Raw genomic sequence first — 19752 nt, 5'->3', positions numbered from 1 at the left:
CTGTTAAATATTTTGCCAGTCGATTAATAAAGCATGATCCAGCCAGGGAAGTTTGGCGATATTTAATGGCCATGGCCATGGCCAATCGGCCAGTAATGCATCAAACGGTTGTTGCTGGATGGTGATTTTAATTTCCTGATCATTAATCAGCAATTCCCCCGGCCGTTGTAAAAATAGTTGGCGAACGTCATTGCGGCTTAGTTTTTTCCAGCCGGGAAGTTGAGCAATAACGGTATCCAGCCATTGCGCGGTTATTAATTGTTTTTCTGGTTCAAGAGAGATTGATTCACTATTTTCATCAGCCGTTAATCCACACAGAACGTTATTGAGTCTCTTACGTTCTGCCGGTGTTTCTTCGGTTCCCCAAATTAGATGGTCAAGGAAATTAACGGCGCTGAATCGGGCTTGACGATGAATAAACTTTTGCTTCTCAAGTAAACCAAGTTGATTAAACAGTGAGGGCAGCATCGGCCATAAAATTAATACTCCCGCATTACTAACTTGGCGTGGAGAGATTTGTGCAGGTAATAAAGTCCGTTCAGAGTGTGGTTTGTTAATAATTCGAAGTGGGTTAGGGTTATTTCCTGCTGTAACCGATGTGGTATCCGATGTTGATAATGTTTGCTGATCTCCAGTAATTATCTTTTGGTTTGTCGAATGTCGATATTGCTGAACATTTGAAAAATTAACGTTATTCATGGTTGATTTTTTACTAGGCGGATTTTTATCTGTATGGTTTGGCATAAAGTATTCCAATAGATATTGGTATTCTTCAACCGACAGATGCTTTTGGCAAAGTCGTGAAACAGAAACGGTTTGCCAAAGTTGTTTCAGCCAACTATTTAATGGACTATTGTCGGTCATAGTTTGGCGGAATAATGTAATAACAGGCGCAACATTAAGTACGCCGTTATTGAGTTCAGTTGTAATACGCGAGATGATTTTTGCATTGGGTTTAGGTATGTCCTGAGTATTATGCCGCTGTAGATATTTCAGTGCATTAAGTATCAATTGCCCGGAGGAGACAAGCTCCTCCTGAGGTTGTGGTTTATTTACTCTTTTGGATAATCTGCGGTTGATGGCGATTAATAAAGTGGATTGCTTGATAGCCAAAAGCTGTTGTATACCGTGTTCAGATAGGCAACCTTTTGCCAATAGCAATATCCATTGGTTCTCTATCTGTGCTAATTGATGAATAAGTCTGTTAATATTAATCTCTTTATTATTGGTTATTACCTCCAATGTATTTAATTGGGAATCTTGTTGATATAAAGAGTGAATAAAATTCTCTGCATTAATGAAATTATTATCGCCAGCCAAAGAGGACTTATTGATAAATTTACTTGGTATTGATTTATTCAGTAGAATCTCTTCTTGATGATCGTTTATCTGATATTGACTGAATGCTTTATTCAGTTCCTCCTTTAGGCGAGCAGGAAACAATGAGTTAAAATCATGAAAATCTATTTCACTAAGATTGAGGGTTAATGTTTCTAAATAAATATCCTGATGAATATTATATTCATCAAAGTATAAATTAAATAATTTATTTATACTGATTTGATTAAGCAGGGAGCCATGCAATACTCTTTTAGCTACCTGTTGATCATTAGCCTCAATCGTAATGGTAATCCGATTTAACAGATTTGGCTCCGACGTCATATAGATATTTCCTTGGTAATGAGTAAATAATAGATAATTTAAAATTATATTCGTGGAATAGAATTAAAGTTTCATAATAAAGGCCAATAAATAATAAGGCGGAATTACATCAACGCTATGATTATGTGGTGAGGATAATGCTTCTGGCGCATAAGGACCTACGTGGTTTGGGATTAATGTGAATCCGTCAGAAGGGATGGATGTAACATTCCCAATACTAGTTGATTTCAAGTTAAGACTGACAGAAACCTTAGTTGATGTTGTATTTTTGAAAAAGTATTTTCCATTACTACTATCATTGGCTTTATTGCTGTTTCCTTTATCAGAAAAATCATTTCCACACATGACAAAACGACTTCTTAAATCTGGAGTTCCATTACTACCATCACAAAAAGCCCATCCAAGAGGAGCACTATCACCAGAGAACATCACAATCATTCCTCTGGGGAGTATTTTGTTGGGATCAATACTGACGCCGTTTGAATTAACAGTGATACCATCACCCGCTTTGACAGATACTGTCGAGTTATCTACAACAATGCCATTACCCTGACCAACGGTTATTCCACCGGATTTATCAATCAGACCATCATTAAGTTCTACAGAGAAAACATTATTTTTTAGTCTTAATGAAGAGTAACGGGAATCGTTAGTTTTCCCAATATTTAAACTGACACCGCTATTGTCTACTTTAATACCATTACCAGCTTTGACACATAATCCATTGTTTCTATCAATCAGGCCATCATCAATTTTTACAGATAAGATATCTTTTTCTAGTATTAATGGAGAGTGTCTGCCGCTGGCAAGCCATCCCATTTTTAAACTGACACCGTTGTTGTCTACCTTAATGCCATTACCGGCTTTAACTTTTACACCTTCGTTAACTATTTCAATACCGTGATGATTATCGACTTCAAGCTTGTCGTTATTAATTCTCAATCCTCTGCCGGTATTGACTGCTAATCCGTTATTATCAGCTAATAGGCTTTTATTCTTGATTTTTACACTTAATCCATAGTCACCTGTCTTTAAACCGCCGTTGTCGTTAAGTTTTACTGCTAGTGCACCGCCATTATCCAGTTTCAGTGCTGAATTTGGATTATCTATCTGACCGGGCGCTTTACCAACAGCCCGGCGACCAATGTCAGCAATATTAATCAAGTCGGCATAATCGGTTTGTAATGGAATACTGCCCTCTTTAAAGCGTTTTTTTAAATTATCTGCTGATGGGCCATTTGATTTGATATTTTCCATATTGGATTTTGTATTAGATAGATCAGGTTTTTTTTCCATTTTTATCATCCTATGTTTTATATGATGTTAAATTATTATGATTCAAATATCTTGTATACCCTTCATCCTTCAAATTGCTGCTTTGTTGGCTGCTTTCACTTACCCCAGTCACATAGTTATCTATGCTCCTGGGGATGCGTTCACTTGCCGCCGCGCTGCAACTTGAAATCTATTGGGTATAGATGTTTCTGTATAATTAAACAAGAAAAGATATTTAATGTTAAAATAAATTTTTTGTGATGCTATATTAATTTGTTTTTATATTGGGTAAATTAATTTCTATTTTTTGCTATTGTTTTTATTAATCATTGCATTTAGCTTAGCTATTCCTCCGGTATAAGGCACATATAATAATTGATCACTTTTTATGACTTCCTCGTTCCATTGATCTCCAGATTCGCCAATTACCTCAATACGCTGTTGTTCGGTGGCAATTCGCATATTACCAATACCGGTTGTATCAGAAGGCCGGCATCCCAAGGTTAAAGTTTGTAAAATATGGTATGCCTCATCTCCTAAAGGAGCTCCATTGTTTTGCCAGCGTTTATAGCTACTAGCAAAATCTTTAAAATGTTCCGGTGATAACCAGTGAATAATCATCGAAATATGCGCGGGAAATTCAGCGAGAATCTCCTTTTTCACCCAAGATTCCAACTTATAAGGGTCAACTTTGTCATTCTCAATTAACTGACGATTCACTACCACGCTGACGACAAATGAGAAGCGATCGGCCGAGGCGTATTTTTCGTTGGAGAAGTACCAGCAATAGCGCCATGCTTCGGTCTCTTTTGGAAAGCTTTTATTCTGTGAGTCTTGATTGCGTTTAATTAATATCTTACCTTGAATACGATCAAATTTAACTACCCGTGCTTTGAGTTCATATTCAGATTGCGGTTCAGGGAGAACGGTACGAGCTGATATTTTTTTGGCTGGCCCAGATGGGGTAATGACATATTTCAGGGTGATTTCATCATCTACTTTGATCATGGCAGGGAAGGGGCTTTGAGCACTGGAAGTAATCCATCGTTCATCCTCAGCATCACTTTGAGATGCTGCATCGGCATAAACCAATTGATAATCCATATCTTCCAGCCACACTGGGCTATTTTGCCAACGCAGATTACCATCCTCAAATGCCTGATATACTCTGTACAGATTGCGTTCCAAATCACTACTGTTACGGGTGTTAAGGGTGAATGAATCTTCTGTCACTTCGGTGATCATTTGGCCCCGTAATATAAACTCTCTATCACCTTCAATAATAATCAGGTTAATTACCTGACCTTGTAATAACCGACCTGCTGTACCTTGCTGGGTGATGATGAGTTGATGATTTTTAGCATTTAAATTCTCTGTAATTATCTTTAGATCGTCAGGTTTATGTTTATCATCGAATTTCGCATCGGGTTTTATTGGCAAAAGCTGACGATGCTCAATTAAATAGAAAGGCAGGTTAGCCAGATCGGGCGTGTCTCTGAAACATTCTCCGCCCAAACCCAACCGGGCAGCAATTCGTTTTTGTAGCGCCGACACTTTATCAATCCGAATATTATTACGTTGATAGATGAGTTCCGGTTGTTGAGCCAGATAGCCTTGCTGAGTAGATAGAAAGTCTTGGAAACCTAGTAGTGAGTCTGATGTGAGCGGTCTGGCGGCAAGTTGAGCACCAAAATAGCCCAACAGATGATTTAAAATTGTCGCCTCTTTTATATAGTTTGACTTCTGAATTTGGTCATTAATGTAGATTTGTGAATCGCGGCTGAGTTTTGCGGTTAATTTAGAAATGCTTTGTTGATGAACACGATGGCTGACTGTACCCGTTTTAAAAGGCCACTGCACACCATGTACTGCTTTTCCCCGTTGTTTAAAGGCCAGTAATTTCGGTAACAGGGCCAGTTCAGCACAACCGTTAGCCAGCATTTGTTCAAATGGCAGCATAAATTGGTGCAATTGCACTTGTTGTGGCGTAGGTTTGCTGGTCTGCAATCCATAGCAAGCCGGTAATTTATTGCTTACCGGGTAATAATCCAAGACTTTACGATGTTTACCCCAATGCAGTAATTCCGGCTGTGTATTAATCAGGGGTTCTGCAATTATTTTTTTCTCTACATCTTGTTTAGCAACAGCAATTTTAACTCCCCCTTTGGCAATAATGGTAAGCGGGCTGTTTGTTGAGGTAATTAATGTCAGTGGATCGTTACCCCATAGTCTGGGGTAATATCTTTGGGCGATTTTCCAAGACCAATTATCGTCCGATAATTGAGTAATAGTTTCGTCGTGATGAGTTAATGCCAGCCGGGTTACACGCTGAATACCTTTAATAGCTAATAATCGGTTAACCAGATGGCTGAGATTTAATACCGTAGCGCCGGTGTAATTTTTGGCTTGAGGTAATGTCGGTATCCAACCGTGATGTAAATTAGGGCCGGAAAATATCTCTTCATGATTGTAACCCTGATCTTTCATGGCCTGAGTGGTATAACGTTTGGGTTTTGCCAGCACCATCTGTTCCGCCGTCATATAAACTTGAGCGAAAATATCAGCAAAATCGATGACGTTCTCTTCAAGTTCAATATCAATCTGTAAGGGGAGATCGGTAGGTTGCAGCCAGATAATGTGACTGACGGATTCCCCCAGATTACGGTTATCTTTTAGGAAAGCGTTGAGTTTTTCCTGAGCCAGCTTATTATCGGCCTGCGTTTCCCGGTTAGGGAGTAAATAAAGCCAGTAATTTCCTCTCAGAGCTAATTGGCTGTCTGATCCGGAGTTTTTAAAGCGATATTCACGTTTCTGTTTGTTATACCAGTATTCATAGCGTTGATCTTTAGGTTCACAAATCAATTGGACATCATTAAAGAAAAAATAACCTTCATTGGTGTCATTAATTGTGTCACTGCTGTGCAGGTCTAGCAAAGCCCGGCGATAATCTTCCGCGGTGATGGGGCCACAGGTTAGTGTTTGTTGTGGCCCGAATTCCTGAGGAAAAATACCGTCGCTGAGTGTTTGGTCCTCTGGTCTTGGCGTAAGCAGATCTCTCAATGGTAATGTGTGGCGGTAGGCCAGATCGGAAGCGCCATAGCAACAGGCTTCCAATAAGGTGATGCCGGGATCACTTTCACTGGTATTGCTCCAGCATTGGCCGGATTGCTGTTCAATAACCGTTTTGGCCTGAGTGAGTAAGGCATCAAAGGTAATATCGTCTTTGACGATGGGAAACAGGGCATCCTGATGACTCATTGGTTAACTCCTTGGTTTGAGGGACGCTGCTCTAGCCAGACTAAAATCAGCACTTCATTATCGGCGGCCTCGATACTTTTACCTACGGCGCCTGTGACTCGGTTAGCGATGGTTATGCTTAAATCCGTGACGCGTTCTACCAGAGGCGATTGTTGGATCGTGGCTAACAACTGGTAGTAATCAATACGATTACCGACTGTCACGCCGATAGCGGCATTTTCGCCCCATGGCATATATTTTCGGCTTAATTCCTGTTGTAGCTGATGATATCCGTAGTCGGGGTTAACGCCCGCGATAAAGGTCACTTGGTAGTTCACATTAACGTCAATGTAACTGGGATTGTTGATCTCAATGATTGCCCAAGGGCTGCTGAGTTGTTTGATCCATTCGACCATCTCTGCCAGCCGAGCGGGGTTTAACGTTGGACGCAGCGCGTCATCGTTATCTTTGTAACGGCTGTTGGGGATCACAATCAGTTGCTGTTTTTCTGGTGCCGGAATTTTGGTTAATTCACTGGCAGAAGGGTATTTGACATCAAACAGGCTGATAAATTGCTCTTTTAATAAGGTGACAATGTTGCCCCAACTTAGCGCCCGGTTACGGTGAGACAACCGAGCTGGGAGCCGCGTCAGGAAGGCTGGTTCGGTTTCTGGCGGGCGACCGTTCCAGGATACCCAGGGTTGAGTTATTTCATTGATTGCAACGGATGAGTTTACCGGCTGTTTAATGCTGTCGGCAGCTAATCCATTTAGCCAGTGATCCGACTCAATGGTTTCTGCGTTAATGAGAGTAGCGGTTATAGCGTTATACAACAGTCCTTTAATTCTTGGATAATTAGGCGGTTTTTCACCAGATACCGTGGGTACCATCTCAGCTTTTAGCCAGTATTTATCTGTGGGCATTAGAGAGGTTTGATTTGAAGCGTTTTGTGGTAACAACGTTCGCAAAGTTCCCCGATCAAACAGGTTGCGGGTTTGGTCGTGAACCCGTTGGGTTAATGACTGCCATGTATTGTCTTTATTAAGATAAAACCAGGATATGGAGAATGCTTCAAAGCCTTCTAACTGCCAGTACAGAGATAAAGTTTGCCCCGGTAATACATCGGTAAAGCCTAAATAGAATGTATTATTGACTAGTGACGATATATTTGCTTCTCCCCAATTTATGGTGGTAGATTGAACTTTGACATCATGGGATGTTTCGCTAAAAAGTTTAATACCGTTTTCAGGTAATTTAATATTATCTGAGTGGCTTAATATTATTGCCGATTTCCAGTCAGTGTTATCTTTCCAATGCCAACGCAGATCGGTCAATTTTCCTTGATTCGCTAATAGATCGGTATCTGATGCATATTGTAACGGATTTCCGGCGCTATCCTGTCCGGCATCAAACAGGGTTCCTTTAGGGATAAAATATTCTGCATTATCTGTATTTAAGGTAATGCCTAAAGCAACGCTATCCGCTTGGGCGCTTTTGGGTTTCAGCCCCAATAATTCCCGGTAATAAAGATTACGGTGCCGGGCCGGAAAGGTATTTAATAATCGATTAGTTGTTTCTAATAATTTTAAAAAAGCCAAAACAAAAGCTTGATGGGCGGGTAATAGGCCATCGGCTTTATTAATATTTTGATAAATATCCGCTAATTGTTGAGGATTATTTGCTTGAATAAAATAAAAACTATCCCAGAACTGTTTTTTCTCTTGATCGAAAGGAATTTCTTTAGCGTAAGCTTTAAGCCAGTTTAAAATATCTAGCGTACTTCTTTCATCAAGTTTAAATGCCGTATCTGGCACAATAGCAGAGAGTTTATTTTCTAACTCGGCCTGTCCCATATTTTTGCCACCCTTGTTATTTAAATAAAGTTAAAAAGGTTATTTATCCGGCAGTGACCGCATATTGACTGGCGATAAACCGGCCTTTACCCATACTGGGTGCTGTCACATCCGGGCCACTCGATGGATTATTGGCTGGCTGTGTCGGGGTAAAACGGGCGATAAATTGTTGTCCGACGACAATCACCGTGACTGGACTACGGCAGAAGTTTACCTGCTGGCTGGCATCCAATTGAGCAATGGTGACCATCCCCATGCCGGGTACCGGGTGGCTCGGGGTAATATATTGCGCTTGAAGTTGCACCTTTTTTTCATCACCTACGATGACGATCTTTTTGCCCTGAATTTGGGCGTGTCCGCTACCCCGGATGGTCGCTGGCCCCAGAATGGTGACTTGCCGGTTGCCAAATAATGGTTCGAACAGCAAAGTGTCGCCATCCACCACCAGTTGTTTGCTCATAGGCTCACCTGCACCCGGCCTTCATTAACTTCAAGGGCGCCTTCAATCTGTTGGCTAATTTCGCTGCCTCTCAGCGTGTAAGTGACCTGAACATGCAGGGTATTGGGTACGTCCGTTCTCTGGTTCACTTGGATCTCGCCGATATCGGCGCGGGGTTCATAACGTAATACCCGTTCTTCAATCCGAGTTTGAATTTCGGCCATCATTTCGTCACGGATATTGGCAAACAGATAATCATTCAGGCCGCAACCATAATTCTCACGCATAATTCGTTCGCCGGGTTCGGTGAGAAAAAGAATTTTCATATTTTGGCGCACGTTTTCTGCCCCTTCCGCCATTGTGACGCCGGTAGGTATTTCAGAATGCGCATTATCTTTAATCGAAAATTGCGGTGGAAAGGCCCAACCCCGACCGTAAATATTGGCTAATACTGTGTTGGCTAATGCTTTGTTTGTCATCTTATTACCTTATTATTGGGTTAGATTAATCTTCGCACCTTTAATATCAACCTCGGATTCCCCTGAGGCGGATAGAGATTTTTTGGCCTCTATTTTAATTTCCTGAGCATGGGTAATAAGATTCTTAGCGGAATTAAGTGTGATATCTTTATCCTGTTGCAGAGATAAGGTATGTTTTCCGCTATTCAATGCGAGGGTTTTATCTTTATTATTAAAGATTAATGCCTGCTGATTTTCCCCTTGTTTAATCACTAAGGTTTTCACTGGATTTTTTTCACTCGGTTCTAACGGCGCTTTGTTTTTAGGATTGTGCATCGAGCCTAATATCACGGGAAAGCGCGGATCACATTCAAAGAAACCGATAATCACTTCATCCCCCGGTTCAGGGTAAAAGCAGAAGCCGCTTTCATGGCTGGCGTAAGGTTTACCCAGACGGGCAAAAAGGGTGCCATTGGTTAAGTTTAAGGCCGGTATTTTGACCGGAATACGACCCAATGATTGGCTATCCCGCTGGTATTTTTCCACGATCCCGATATGCAGCTCTTTCGCCTGCGGTACAACTTGCTCTGTTTCCGGTAATAGCCCCAGCGTTAGCCGAGTACGCCAACCTTGCCGTTGATTGATGGTCTGACTGACACCGGTGATAATCGCCTGACCATCCATCCCTTGACCAAAGCCGTTTAACGCTAGCACATCCCCCGGTTGATAACGGTTATCGCCTTCGACCTCAAAATTACCGGATACGTTATGACTTCGGCGGTTATTCAGGATGCCTTGAGCAAGCTGTTTGGCCTGTTCATTGTCCAATGGATAGCTGAAAACCCATTGCCATTGTTGGTCGGTCAATGATGTCAGGCTGTCTGTGGCGAGTTGATTGCGACCAAGGCCGCTGCTTTTTACCTGATGGGCTGGAGACAGCTTTTGTTGGGCAATATCCCAGGATTGTACATTCACTGTTTTGGGGCTGCGTTGGTTATCCCATTGCAGATTCGCTTCAAATAACACCGCATCTTGATGGCTAGCTCGCTGGTGGAGGGTATGTACGGTTGACCGATTCAGTGATTCCGGGGTGACCAGTGTCACGCTATCGTTGCCGGGCAGCAGCCAGATATGAGTCGCGAGCAGCCGATTTTTTAGAAAAGCCCAGTCATTGCAACGAAACTGCACCATTTGTTCATGCACCGTTTTAAGCTGAGGGGCTTGTTTTATCGTGACTGGGATACCCGCTTGGCTAAACAACTTCTTGATAATCGCCTCATCACTCTGTTTGTTGAACAGTTGCGAGTGGAAGTTGTGAGTTAATTTTTGCAATGAGTGCTTGGCGGTCAAAGTAATGATGCTGTCCTGACCTTTAAGCCTCAGTGCTTGTCGAACGATGATCCCCTTAAACACCACGGCTGTTTCGATCTGTACGCTAAGTTGATGATTGGGGCGACAACTTGTCAGTTCAGCTTGTGCCTTGGCATCAAAAATATGGCTGGCATCACCGGCGATACCCAAAGTGATGTTGACCGAGGGGATGCCATTAATGTGATGGTTAACGGTCAGACTGATAACCGCAAATTGACTGAGAGCTTTGCCCTCGATTTTGATCGTTATCGTCGGTATCTTCATGCTTTCCTCTGTGCTTGCAACGTTTGTCCGGGGATAAAGTCATCAAGATTATCCAGACCGTTTTGCCAGGCTAGCGAGAGATAATCGATACCACCCGCCAAAGACGCTCCGGCGCCTAAGGCGATCAACGGCAGGGAGAGCATATCCGTTACGTTAACCGCTGTTGCCGGGGGCGATTTTAATTGCTGCTCGGTGGCTTGAATAACAAAGCTTTCATCTGCTACCAGAGATAGGGTAGCGCTGGCCCGCAACGGTGTGGCGTCCCGGTCGAACAGGGTGTAATGAATGCTGAGGCCACTGGCGCGGCAGGCAAAATAGCCTTTGTTTTCCCAACGCATTTTGCCCCATTTGATGTTAAGAAAGTGGGGAACGTGAGTGCTGGCATCCACGGCACATAAGGCTTTTAGCGTTGCTAGTTGGGTTTCTACCGGGGTGTTGTTGCCGGGCATGGTGGCATCAAATAACAGGACTAATGACAGACCCGCCGGTTGGGATAACACATAGCGGCTGCTTTGGTTGGCACTGTTAATGCTTTCATCTTGCTGATAACGGGTTTGATAATCGAGCTGAATGGCATCAGGGTTATACATTGCCTGTAAACTGCCTACCGAAATTTTCCCCTCGCGGTCCTTGAAGGCGGTGAGGGTGAGTCTGGATAGGCTGCGTTCAATTAAGCTCATAATGACCTCCTGTTTCACGCAATGCGTCTAACACTGCTTGTTTCACTTTCTCAATCAGGCGGGCGTCATCCAGCGTTTCCTGCGCTAATGTTGGTGGCGCGACCGAGTGACTCGCTGAATCGGTGACTTTGGCCTGAATAATCAGCTCCTTAATTTCAACAGTCATGCTTTCACTCCTAACCAGCGCATATCCTGATAACGTAATTCCAGCGCATTAACCAGCACCGTATTGCTATTGGCATCAAGGTCGCCGGTGGACCAGCGAACCGGCAGAGCGTTACTTAATGTCCAACTGGCTACGGGAACTGAATGCTCATTCAGTAGCATGATGACCACATCGGCATACACGGCTTTCTCGCCGCGCAGGACGCGATCAAACACCCAAGTCAGCGGTGTGACGGTCATAACACCACGTTCCAGTACCAAGCTACCGTGCTGGATCTTCTCGGCTAGCCAAACGTTTCTGGCATTTTCTCCGCCTTGGCTGTGTTGGGTGGTTTGCAGTTCACGGCTGAGTCCTGATATCCGTTGAAAGGCAATGTCGAGAGGGCTAGGAATATTGTTAAACAGAAAACTGGCGATAAAACGGTGTGACACCGATGGGGTGTATAAATTGTTCATATTTTGCCCCTGTTTAATGGGTGATCCCGGTACGGGTATCAAATGTCAGATTCAACTCGATAAACTCCGCCGGCATTAACAGCGCCAGCCTGATCTTCATGATCATTTTCCCGGCCCGTAGATCCGCTTCGCTCATCGATTCATCAACCCCCAGTAACACCTCAAATGCCTGATCTTCCTGCGTACCCCGCAGTCCGCCGTTTAGCCATAACTGACGTAACCAGTTGTAAGCCTGACCTTTAAACTTCATCCAGGTGATGGCGTTATTCGGTTCAAACACAAAGGCCCGGCCCAGTTGAGTCATATGGGCTTCGATATAGGAAACCAGACGACGCGTCTGGATATAGCGCCAGGGGGAACCGGGAGTGTTGTCTAGCGTGCGGCATCCCCAGATCCTTGTCCCTTTGCCGGGGAAGCTGCGAACCAGATTCAACGAAGGGCCATCCCGATTAAACAGGGCATCGGCTTCAATGTGAGAGCGTATTGGGCTTATCACCTTAGCTAACGCGACGTTGGCGGGGGCCTGCCAGACCGCCATTGGGTTATCGTTACGCTGGATGATGGCGGCCACTGCCGCAGTCGGCGAAAGGGCAACAGGCCGATCTTGTTCCTGATAGGCACTGTTCAGCCTTGGCCAGTATACCGCGCCCCATTGCCGATCATTGGAAGAGAACTGCGTTAAACATTCAGCGGCCAGTGCGGGATCATCGGGGGCATCCAGCAATCCCATGATGCCGCGCCGACTTTTGCAAAGGTTAAGTACGGATTGCCAAAATTGTAGCCAGACTTGAACTTTATCGTTTTGATTGATTTCTGAATTAGGATTGTTCATCTGATTCAGATAGACAATATCGGGGACCACAATCAGCGTGATAGCACTCTGCGCTGAAATCGCTTGTTTAACCCAATCTTGTTGTAGGGTAGTGGTTAATGATTGAAAATCGTCTCGTGGTTTATCAGATCCTAGCGACAGTACATAGGCTTGCTGACCGCCGTTGTCAAAAAAGTGACGCACGGAATAGTATGTTAATCCTGATTCACCAAATGACAGGGTAAAATCGGTCAAGTTGTTTAACTTGACGGCGGTGTTGTCACTAACACGATTGTTTTTAGCAGGTTGGGTATAGCCGATAAAAACCGGTACACCGATAAATGCCTCATCTCGTTTCTGGGATATCAGGTTCTCCGTGATGGTGACGCCCGGCTGTGTTATTTCCATTCTCATTTCCTCAATAGAACAGGCGCGGCGAACCGCGCCTCAGTAGGGTTACTGTGTTACATTTTGCGAAAATTGCAGGATAATAAATTCAGCCGGACGGACCGCCGCCATCCCAACCTTGACTACCATTTTGCCTTGTTTAATGTCAGTGTCGGACATGGTGAGACCTTGACCAATTTGCACAAAGTAGGCTTCCTGTGGGCTATTACCGGCCAGCGCCCCTTGCTGCCAGAGTTGATGGAGATAGTTGTCAATCGCTGACCGGACTCGTTGCCAGGTAGGTTGGCTGTTGGGTTCAAAAACGGCAATGCGCATTGCCTGTTTGATATCCCGTTCTGCCGCATTAAATAAACGCCGAACCGGAATGTAGCGCCAGTTATCATCATTTTGCTGAGTACGTGCGCCCCAGACGACAAAACCTTGGTTGGTGAAATAGCGGATAGCATTGATACCTTTTTGATTCATGGTACCTTGCTCATCTTCCGTGAGCCGTTCCACCACATCACTCATCCCGCTTAGCACCACGTTAGCGGGCGCTTTCCAGACGCCACGGTTGGCATCGGTGGCACAATAAACGCCTGCCATAACTGCGCTGGCAGGAATGATGTGTTTGTTATCAGCAATTTTTTGTTTTATTTTCTCGATAGCTTGCCCATAGAGTTCTGAGTTTTGCTTTTTGAGTTCTGCCAGATTGGTAACTTTTGCATCCTGATAACCTGAAACCGCGACGCCACTCTCCGCCACCTGAATAAGCTGTGAGACTTTAACCGCGGGATAATAAGTTGCGGTTTGTGATTGCGGGCTAATGTTGAGTTTGGTTTCTTTATTCTGATTATCCGCGATAAGGAAATAGCCTTCATTTAATAATGAAGGTGTCAGACTGTTATATATCTTGCTCTGGTAATCAGAATCCTGTTCAGGGCAGACGATTAAAGTGATTTCTAAAGCTTGCCTAATTAACTCAGGGATTAATGCCTGCGTGTTAGCATCTTCCGGGTTAGCAATTGGCAGGATATAACAAGGTCCGCCACCATTTTGGAAATAAAGTTTTAAAGCATCACTGCTTGTTGTGTAGGTGCCGACAGTCACTTTGTAACTGGGAGTTTCTTCATCTGCACTGAGAGTAGCGGCCTTTGCATCGGCAACAACTGCTGTTTCCGTTTTTGTATCGTTCTTGGCTCCGTTATCGCTTTCGACGGTTTTAGGTTTTTCAGGAGGAGTCGGAGCAGTTGATGTGATGTCGATTGACGTAATACAACCCACATGAAACTGGTTAGTGAAATCCAACCAGCTACTAACGCGTGTTGCTTGTGGCGTTGTGCAGGTTTTTTTCGGTGAGAAACGGCCAATAAAAACCGGGATTGCCGTGTTCCCTTGGCTAACGGAGAGCGCCAGTGATGCATCTTCTTCAATATAGACGCCAGGATAAGTTGGTGTTGTTGGCATGCTGCCTCCCATTATTGAGCGATGTTCTGCGTAAACTGCAAGATAATAAATTCGGCTGGACGAACTGCCGCCAGACCCACTTTGACGATCATTTTGCCCTGCTTGATATCGTCATCGGTCATGGTGGTGTCTTTACCGATTTGAACGAAGTAAGCCTGTTCGGCTTTATTGCCCATCAGTCCGCCTTGTTGCCACAGGGTATGGAGATAGTTATCAATAGCGCGGTGGACGGCTTTCCAGGTGGGTTGGCTGTTGGGTTCAAATACCATCGCACTCATGGCATTTTTAATATTTTGCTCTGCACTGTTAAATAGGCGGCGAACCGGGATATAACGCCAATTATCATTGTCCTCAAGTGTTCGAGCACCCCAAACCAGCGTACCGCTCTTAGGAAAGGTACGGATCATATTCAGCGCTTTACCTTGGTTGTATTGCGTTTGCAGGTCATCGGTTACCGGGTATTTAGGTTGTAATCCCCCTTGGATAGGAACGTTAGCGGGTGCTTTCCAGACCCCCCGGCTGTTATCGACACTGGCATAAATACCGGCCATGACGGCACTGGGTGGAATATCAATGGCGGCTTTATTTTCTCCCCATTTAGCGGTCAGCCAAGGGTAATAAACTGCGCCATAAGGAGTAGGGGAATAAGATTTGAGGACTTTTTCTGGTTCTTTTATATCGGTATCATTTTGCGGGCCATCAAAAATAGCAAATAATCCTTTGCCCGGTTTACAAAGTTTCCCGGTAACTTCGTTGATATCTTCTCCGGCAGCAACCAGTAATGTCACATCGTCAAGTTTTGGCACTTGTGTTTCTAAGTCTTGAGTTTTGACGAGATAGCAATATCCACCGCCGTTAATAAAATAAGCACGCAGTGAAACGTCAAGGATATTCTTGGGATTAAATGGCTCGCCTTTTTTTAGTGTCAAATAGTTCATCCAACTACTCACACGAATATAGGGTTTACCTGATATTAATGAATTGTTGCTTGCAACAGCAAAGACAGGCACTGCCGTTGCACTGGCGCGGACAGAGAGGGCTGGTGAAGCGTCTTCTTCAATATAAACGCCGGGATAGGTTGGTACTGTTGGCATATTGCCTCCAATTATTATGCAATATTTTGAGTAAACAGCTTTATAAATAAGTCTTAAGCCGCTTGAATGGTTACTCGATCTGCTGTCAGGCTAATTTCCTGCACAGCAACTTCATTGCTGGTGGCATCAAAAGCAGGAGCGGTTAATGAAGTTGGGAAGGCATTTGCCACGCTCCAGGTCATTAAAATTTCAGTGCCGACTTCGTTAGTCAGGCTGATTGAAATATCTTTTTTCTCGACCCGATTAAGTTGGATGGAATTAAGCCAATCAAAAAGTTTAGTATCACCGGAGAAGACACCTTTACGCAGGGTAATATTGATCGCCTGACGTTGACCCGGCATTTTATAATAATTGCCTGTACCGTCTTTATATTCGATGACGTCATGAGAAATATCGAGCCCGGAAACGTTATTAAAGGGGACTTTCTCATCACCGATCGAGACAATAAACCGATAAGCAGGGATTGGATATTCAACAGCGATTTGTTCTGGAGTTGTAGCCATGATTTTTTCCTTAATTGGTTATTTACGTTTAAAAGATAAACAAAGCGTTATTGCTTTATTTTGACTAGCACTGAGCTATGGGTATAGCTACCGCAGCAACCAACCTTATGGCGGTTATTATTTATGCTGAAAAAATTTATGTCGCGATTATTTAGTTCGCATTTAATAAAGCGGCATGATTATAAGCAATGAATCTTTGGAGGGAATATTAATTAATAATGAAGGGTAATTATTAGTTGGTATGGCAGAGGTTAACCATTTTAGGTATTGGTGCTGTTTTATTTGGTTTTAGGGGTAGGGAAATGATGAATGGAGAATTATTTTCTGTTTCATCGATTAATTTGTGATCAAAAAATCGATAGGTAAATATGATTATACAAATCGCTATAGGAGAAAATAATCTTGGTGGTATAAGAGGAAAAGTATCTCTTCAGATTAGAGAAGAAAAAGATATACCCTTCATCTTTCAAGCTGCTGCTTTGTTGGCTGCTTTCACTCACCTCAGTCACATAGTTATCTATGCTCCTGGGGATTCATTCACTTNNAACTCTAAATCTATTAGGTATAGTCTTATTGCAGTGCTAATAAAATGGATTTTTTACGGTAGTAATAAATAGATAAAATGAAATCATGTTTGAAGTTAGATTGTTTCTTTAGGGCGACAGATAATACGTCTATTATAGTTTGAAATTTGAAATCAATATTAATTATGTTCAGGAATTGGTACTTTTTTGATTACTTATTGATTATGAGATTTAGTAGTAATTCGATTTAACCGATTTTCTACGAAGTTCAGTAAATAGTTAAAATTGATATTTTTTCATTAAGACAATAATTGGTTTATTATAAGATTATAACTTTTGTTTTTTTATAAACCGTGATTTTGTTTCCGCAAACAACTCACTTAATCGCGTTCCCGATGTTCTTAAGGTGTCATTTTGCTCCCTATAAATAAGAACAAAAATGCCGATTTTGAATATCGGCATTTTGCTGTGAAAAAGAAGATTAATTTAATGCTTTAATGTTTCAATTTTATCCCGGCTCAGTCCGGTACTGGTGACAATAATGTCCAAACTCACGCCATGCCGTAATAAGGCACGGGCCGTTTCCAGTTTACCTTCCTCTCTACCTTCTTCTCTACCTTCCTCTCTACCTTCTGTTCGGCCTTGCTCAATACCTCGCTCAAGCCCTTTTTGTTCAAGCTGTTCTGCAATAGTCATCAACATCGTTTCATGCTCCGGAGATTGTTCAATCAGTTGATGGACAAAGTGTGAGAGATCCAGAGTATGTCCATTCAGTAAAATATAGAGTAACACCACATTGCGCTGCTCGGCTGTATTATACCCCGCATTCAAGAGTTCCACCAAGTGGGGGACCCATTCCAGCATATCCCGGCAGCGGATGTGTTTTTGCACCAGCTCCATCAGGGCGACGCCTTTATGTGTCAGGATCTCTTCATCGCTGAGCACACTGACGTCCACCAACGGAAACGCCTGGCGGTATAAGCGAGCAGCCTGTTCAGGAAGCGTAAAACAATCCAGCCACCGGTTTGAGTAAGGATAAGGACGAACCTCACCATGATAAAACAGCAGAGGCGCCACCAAAGGGAGTTCAATATGGCCTTTTTTCAGGTGAGCCGCCATGGCTGACATGGCGTAATACATCAGCCGCCAGGCCATCAATGGGTCAGGGGTGGACTGATGTTCAATCAGACAATAGATATAGCCTTGTCCTCGAACTGTTTTAACCGAGTACAGCACATCACTGTGCAGTTGACGTAAATGCCGGTCCACAAAACTGCCAGGCTCCAGTTTCAATGTGGCTAAATCACACAACGACTGGATCTCTTCGGGCAGATAAAGGGATAAAAACTCCCTGGCCGTTTCGGGCTGCGTTAAAAAATGCTTGAATAATGCATCATGGTGAGGCCGTTTTTCTTTCTTTGCCACAATCTGTTTCTCTGTCTTATCAGTTAGTCATTACCACTCATTGTCAAGGTATAGTATTTCTACCAAGTTACAAAAAACATTGTTTCAGATTTCCTCAGGAAAATCTTTACCGAATGCATTAATATAAGAGCCTAAAGAATAAAATACTATAAAATAAAAAACGAGAAAATATTATATTTACAACAACTACTCAATGAAAGTTATTGGTATGGTTATTAACTGTCTATCCCAATAGAGCTATTTTATTTGCCATTTTTTGCTATAAAGAATGAACCTGGGGGATTGCCTGTACCATCTCCCGATAATATGATTATTTGATTCTATTTTTTACTACTGCTTTTCTTGTTGTTATTGTTTTTTTTGTTTTTATCTTCACTTCTTTTTTTCTTTCCTTTTTTAATACGAGCTTGTATCTCTTCTTGAGATAATGGTGTTTCAGCTGGTGATATTCGTGGTGTAGTATCAAAAATGTTCATATCATCGAATCCAGGATGATTAATAAATGGCAAATATCCGGCAGGAACAGTAAAATTGTATTTATTAACCACATATCTTAATTCTCTGTTGGTTGGTACTCTATCTAAAATAACCATTAATCGTGATATTGCTAATTCTAGTTTATCTAATGGTGAAATAGTGACTATAGTGACTTCATCTTCTCCACTCAAATGAGCATAATAATCCTTTTTACTTATTGAATAAAAAAATGAGTCGTCTGCCATTTCATTATATTTTTTATTCTTCTTCCTGGTGTCTTGATAGCTGTCCAATCCTCTATAGTAAATTTGATTCAACTGAATAGCTAAAGCAGTCTTTCCTTTTGATAACAAACTGGCTTGTTCGGAACTGTATGCGTTATACTCTCTGGCCTTTTCTTTATTTTTACTATCTGGTTCGGTTTTATTACTTCCAGTATGAGCTCTATGATTTTCATCGAGCTCTTGATAAGCATGTCCAAATAATTCCAATACTTTACTTATGTCATCTTCTCCTCTGGGCGAATTATTGATAAGTATGCTATTCAATATTGTATGTTCAGAGGTTAAATAGGGTCTTTTTCCGTCTTTTTTTGCTTTGTCGTAATAGCGTGGAATTTCATTTTCATTACTAAATAAACGATCTGCTTCATTTTTCCTAAATCCATGTGCACCAATATTATCTTTATGAAGTTTAAGAAAATCTTGGACGGTCATTTTTTGACTATTTACTGCCGCTGCACCAATTTCATTCATGATTTCTTCATTATCTAGCATATTTTCTTCATCGTGTTCAACAGTATTATCCGATTGAGATGAGCGTTTTTTTTGCTTTTCTTGTTTACTATATTTTTTGACCATAGTATCACCTATTAGTTTTTTTAGGAAATATATTAGTAATTTATGTTGGCAAAACCATTCATACCGCACGTTCTTCTGTCAATTGTTGGGTTGAGTAGTTTACATTATATATTTTCATCGCAGCAAAAATCGGGAAGATAAAAAAATAAGTGTGGCACTATTATAAAACCTTATTTAATTATTCATTTCTGTTGTGTGCGGAAAGTTTTAATGCCTGTTTATTAATGCTGTTAATTTTAATTTCTATTTTATTTTTTGTCCTTACCATTGTATCTAAGGTTAATTTCTTCCTCATTATTTTAGAAGATAACCCAGAGAGACCCATTGCATTATCGCCATAGTTT

The 19752-nt window shown here is 42.3% G+C and carries 16 protein-coding genes; all 16 read right to left on the bottom strand.

Translation table 11 applies throughout. The annotated features are described in order from the left end of the window. Positions 1–3: 3 nt before the first annotated feature. The 16 genes from KZ793_RS00375 to KZ793_RS00300 all read right to left on the bottom strand — a co-directional run bounded on the left by KZ793_RS00375 (position 4) and on the right by KZ793_RS00300 (position 19408). Entirely contained in the window at positions 4–1662 is a 1659-nt protein-coding gene (locus KZ793_RS00375; protein ID WP_225812521.1) for a contractile injection system tape measure protein, read from the bottom strand. A gap of 63 nt (positions 1663–1725) precedes the next feature. After that, positions 1726–2958: a tail fiber protein gene (locus KZ793_RS00370; protein ID WP_225812519.1), complete on the bottom strand. Its 1233-nt coding sequence runs from the start codon at positions 2956–2958 to the stop codon at positions 1726–1728. A 279-nt stretch (positions 2959–3237) separates the two neighbouring features. Then, a complete protein-coding gene (locus tag KZ793_RS00365) occupies positions 3238–6195 on the bottom strand; it encodes a hypothetical protein (RefSeq protein WP_225812517.1) in 2958 nt (985 codons plus the stop codon). After that, on the bottom strand, positions 6192–8027 hold the full coding sequence (locus KZ793_RS00360) for a hypothetical protein (RefSeq protein ID WP_225812515.1): 1836 nt from the start codon (positions 8025–8027) through the stop codon (positions 6192–6194). Before KZ793_RS00360 ends, KZ793_RS00365 begins: the two co-directional genes overlap by 4 nt. 43 nt (positions 8028–8070) lie before the next feature. Continuing rightward, a complete protein-coding gene (locus KZ793_RS00355; RefSeq protein ID WP_225812514.1) occupies positions 8071–8487 on the bottom strand; it encodes a hypothetical protein in 417 nt (138 codons plus the stop codon). Continuing rightward, positions 8484–8945 (bottom strand): GPW/gp25 family protein, encoded by a 462-nt coding sequence (locus tag KZ793_RS00350; protein ID WP_225812512.1) that lies wholly within the window; start codon positions 8943–8945, stop codon positions 8484–8486. The genes KZ793_RS00355 and KZ793_RS00350 overlap by 4 nt, the downstream gene beginning before the upstream one ends. Positions 8946–8957: 12 nt before the next feature. Then, positions 8958–10559 (bottom strand): phage baseplate assembly protein V, encoded by a 1602-nt coding sequence (locus KZ793_RS00345; protein ID WP_225812510.1) that lies wholly within the window; start codon positions 10557–10559, stop codon positions 8958–8960. Then, complete coding sequence (locus KZ793_RS00340) at positions 10556–11239, bottom strand: CIS tube protein (protein WP_225812508.1); 684 nt, start codon at positions 11237–11239, stop codon at positions 10556–10558. The genes KZ793_RS00345 and KZ793_RS00340 overlap by 4 nt, the downstream gene beginning before the upstream one ends. Then, positions 11226–11405: a DUF5908 family protein gene (locus tag KZ793_RS00335; RefSeq protein WP_225812506.1), complete on the bottom strand. Its 180-nt coding sequence runs from the start codon at positions 11403–11405 to the stop codon at positions 11226–11228. The genes KZ793_RS00340 and KZ793_RS00335 overlap by 14 nt, the downstream gene beginning before the upstream one ends. Beyond that, positions 11402–11860, bottom strand: coding sequence for a phage tail protein (locus tag KZ793_RS00330; RefSeq protein WP_112876577.1), 459 nt, complete (start codon positions 11858–11860; stop codon positions 11402–11404). The genes KZ793_RS00335 and KZ793_RS00330 overlap by 4 nt, the downstream gene beginning before the upstream one ends. Before the next feature lie 13 nt (positions 11861–11873). Next, positions 11874–13079, bottom strand: a complete 1206-nt coding sequence (locus tag KZ793_RS00325; protein WP_225812504.1) for a phage tail sheath C-terminal domain-containing protein — start codon at positions 13077–13079, stop codon at positions 11874–11876. Between the two features lie 48 nt (positions 13080–13127). Further along, entirely contained in the window at positions 13128–14525 is a 1398-nt protein-coding gene (locus KZ793_RS00320) for a phage tail sheath family protein (RefSeq protein WP_225812502.1), read from the bottom strand. An 11-nt stretch (positions 14526–14536) separates the two neighbouring features. Beyond that, the gene (locus KZ793_RS00315; RefSeq protein WP_225812492.1) at positions 14537–15619 is read right to left on the bottom strand and encodes a phage tail sheath family protein; all 1083 of its coding nucleotides are present in this window, start codon (positions 15617–15619) and stop codon (positions 14537–14539) included. Positions 15620–15672: 53 nt separating this feature from the next. Continuing rightward, complete coding sequence (locus KZ793_RS00310) at positions 15673–16122, bottom strand: phage tail protein (RefSeq protein ID WP_225812483.1); 450 nt, start codon at positions 16120–16122, stop codon at positions 15673–15675. A 1010-nt stretch (positions 16123–17132) separates the two neighbouring features. Next, on the bottom strand, positions 17133–18071 hold the full coding sequence (locus tag KZ793_RS00305; RefSeq protein WP_225812481.1) for an Rpn family recombination-promoting nuclease/putative transposase: 939 nt from the start codon (positions 18069–18071) through the stop codon (positions 17133–17135). 320 nt (positions 18072–18391) lie between these two features. Beyond that, positions 18392–19408 carry a hypothetical protein gene (locus tag KZ793_RS00300; protein ID WP_225812479.1) on the bottom strand — a complete coding sequence of 339 codons (1017 nt, stop codon included), beginning with the start codon at positions 19406–19408 and terminating at the stop codon, positions 18392–18394. Positions 19409–19752: the final 344 nt, after the last annotated feature.

This window comes from Photorhabdus antumapuensis (assembly GCF_020387775.1).
Taxonomy (GTDB): domain Bacteria; phylum Pseudomonadota; class Gammaproteobacteria; order Enterobacterales; family Enterobacteriaceae; genus Photorhabdus; species Photorhabdus antumapuensis.
The sequence above is the reverse complement of the archived record's forward strand: the minus strand, read 5'-3'. Positions and strand labels throughout refer to the sequence as shown.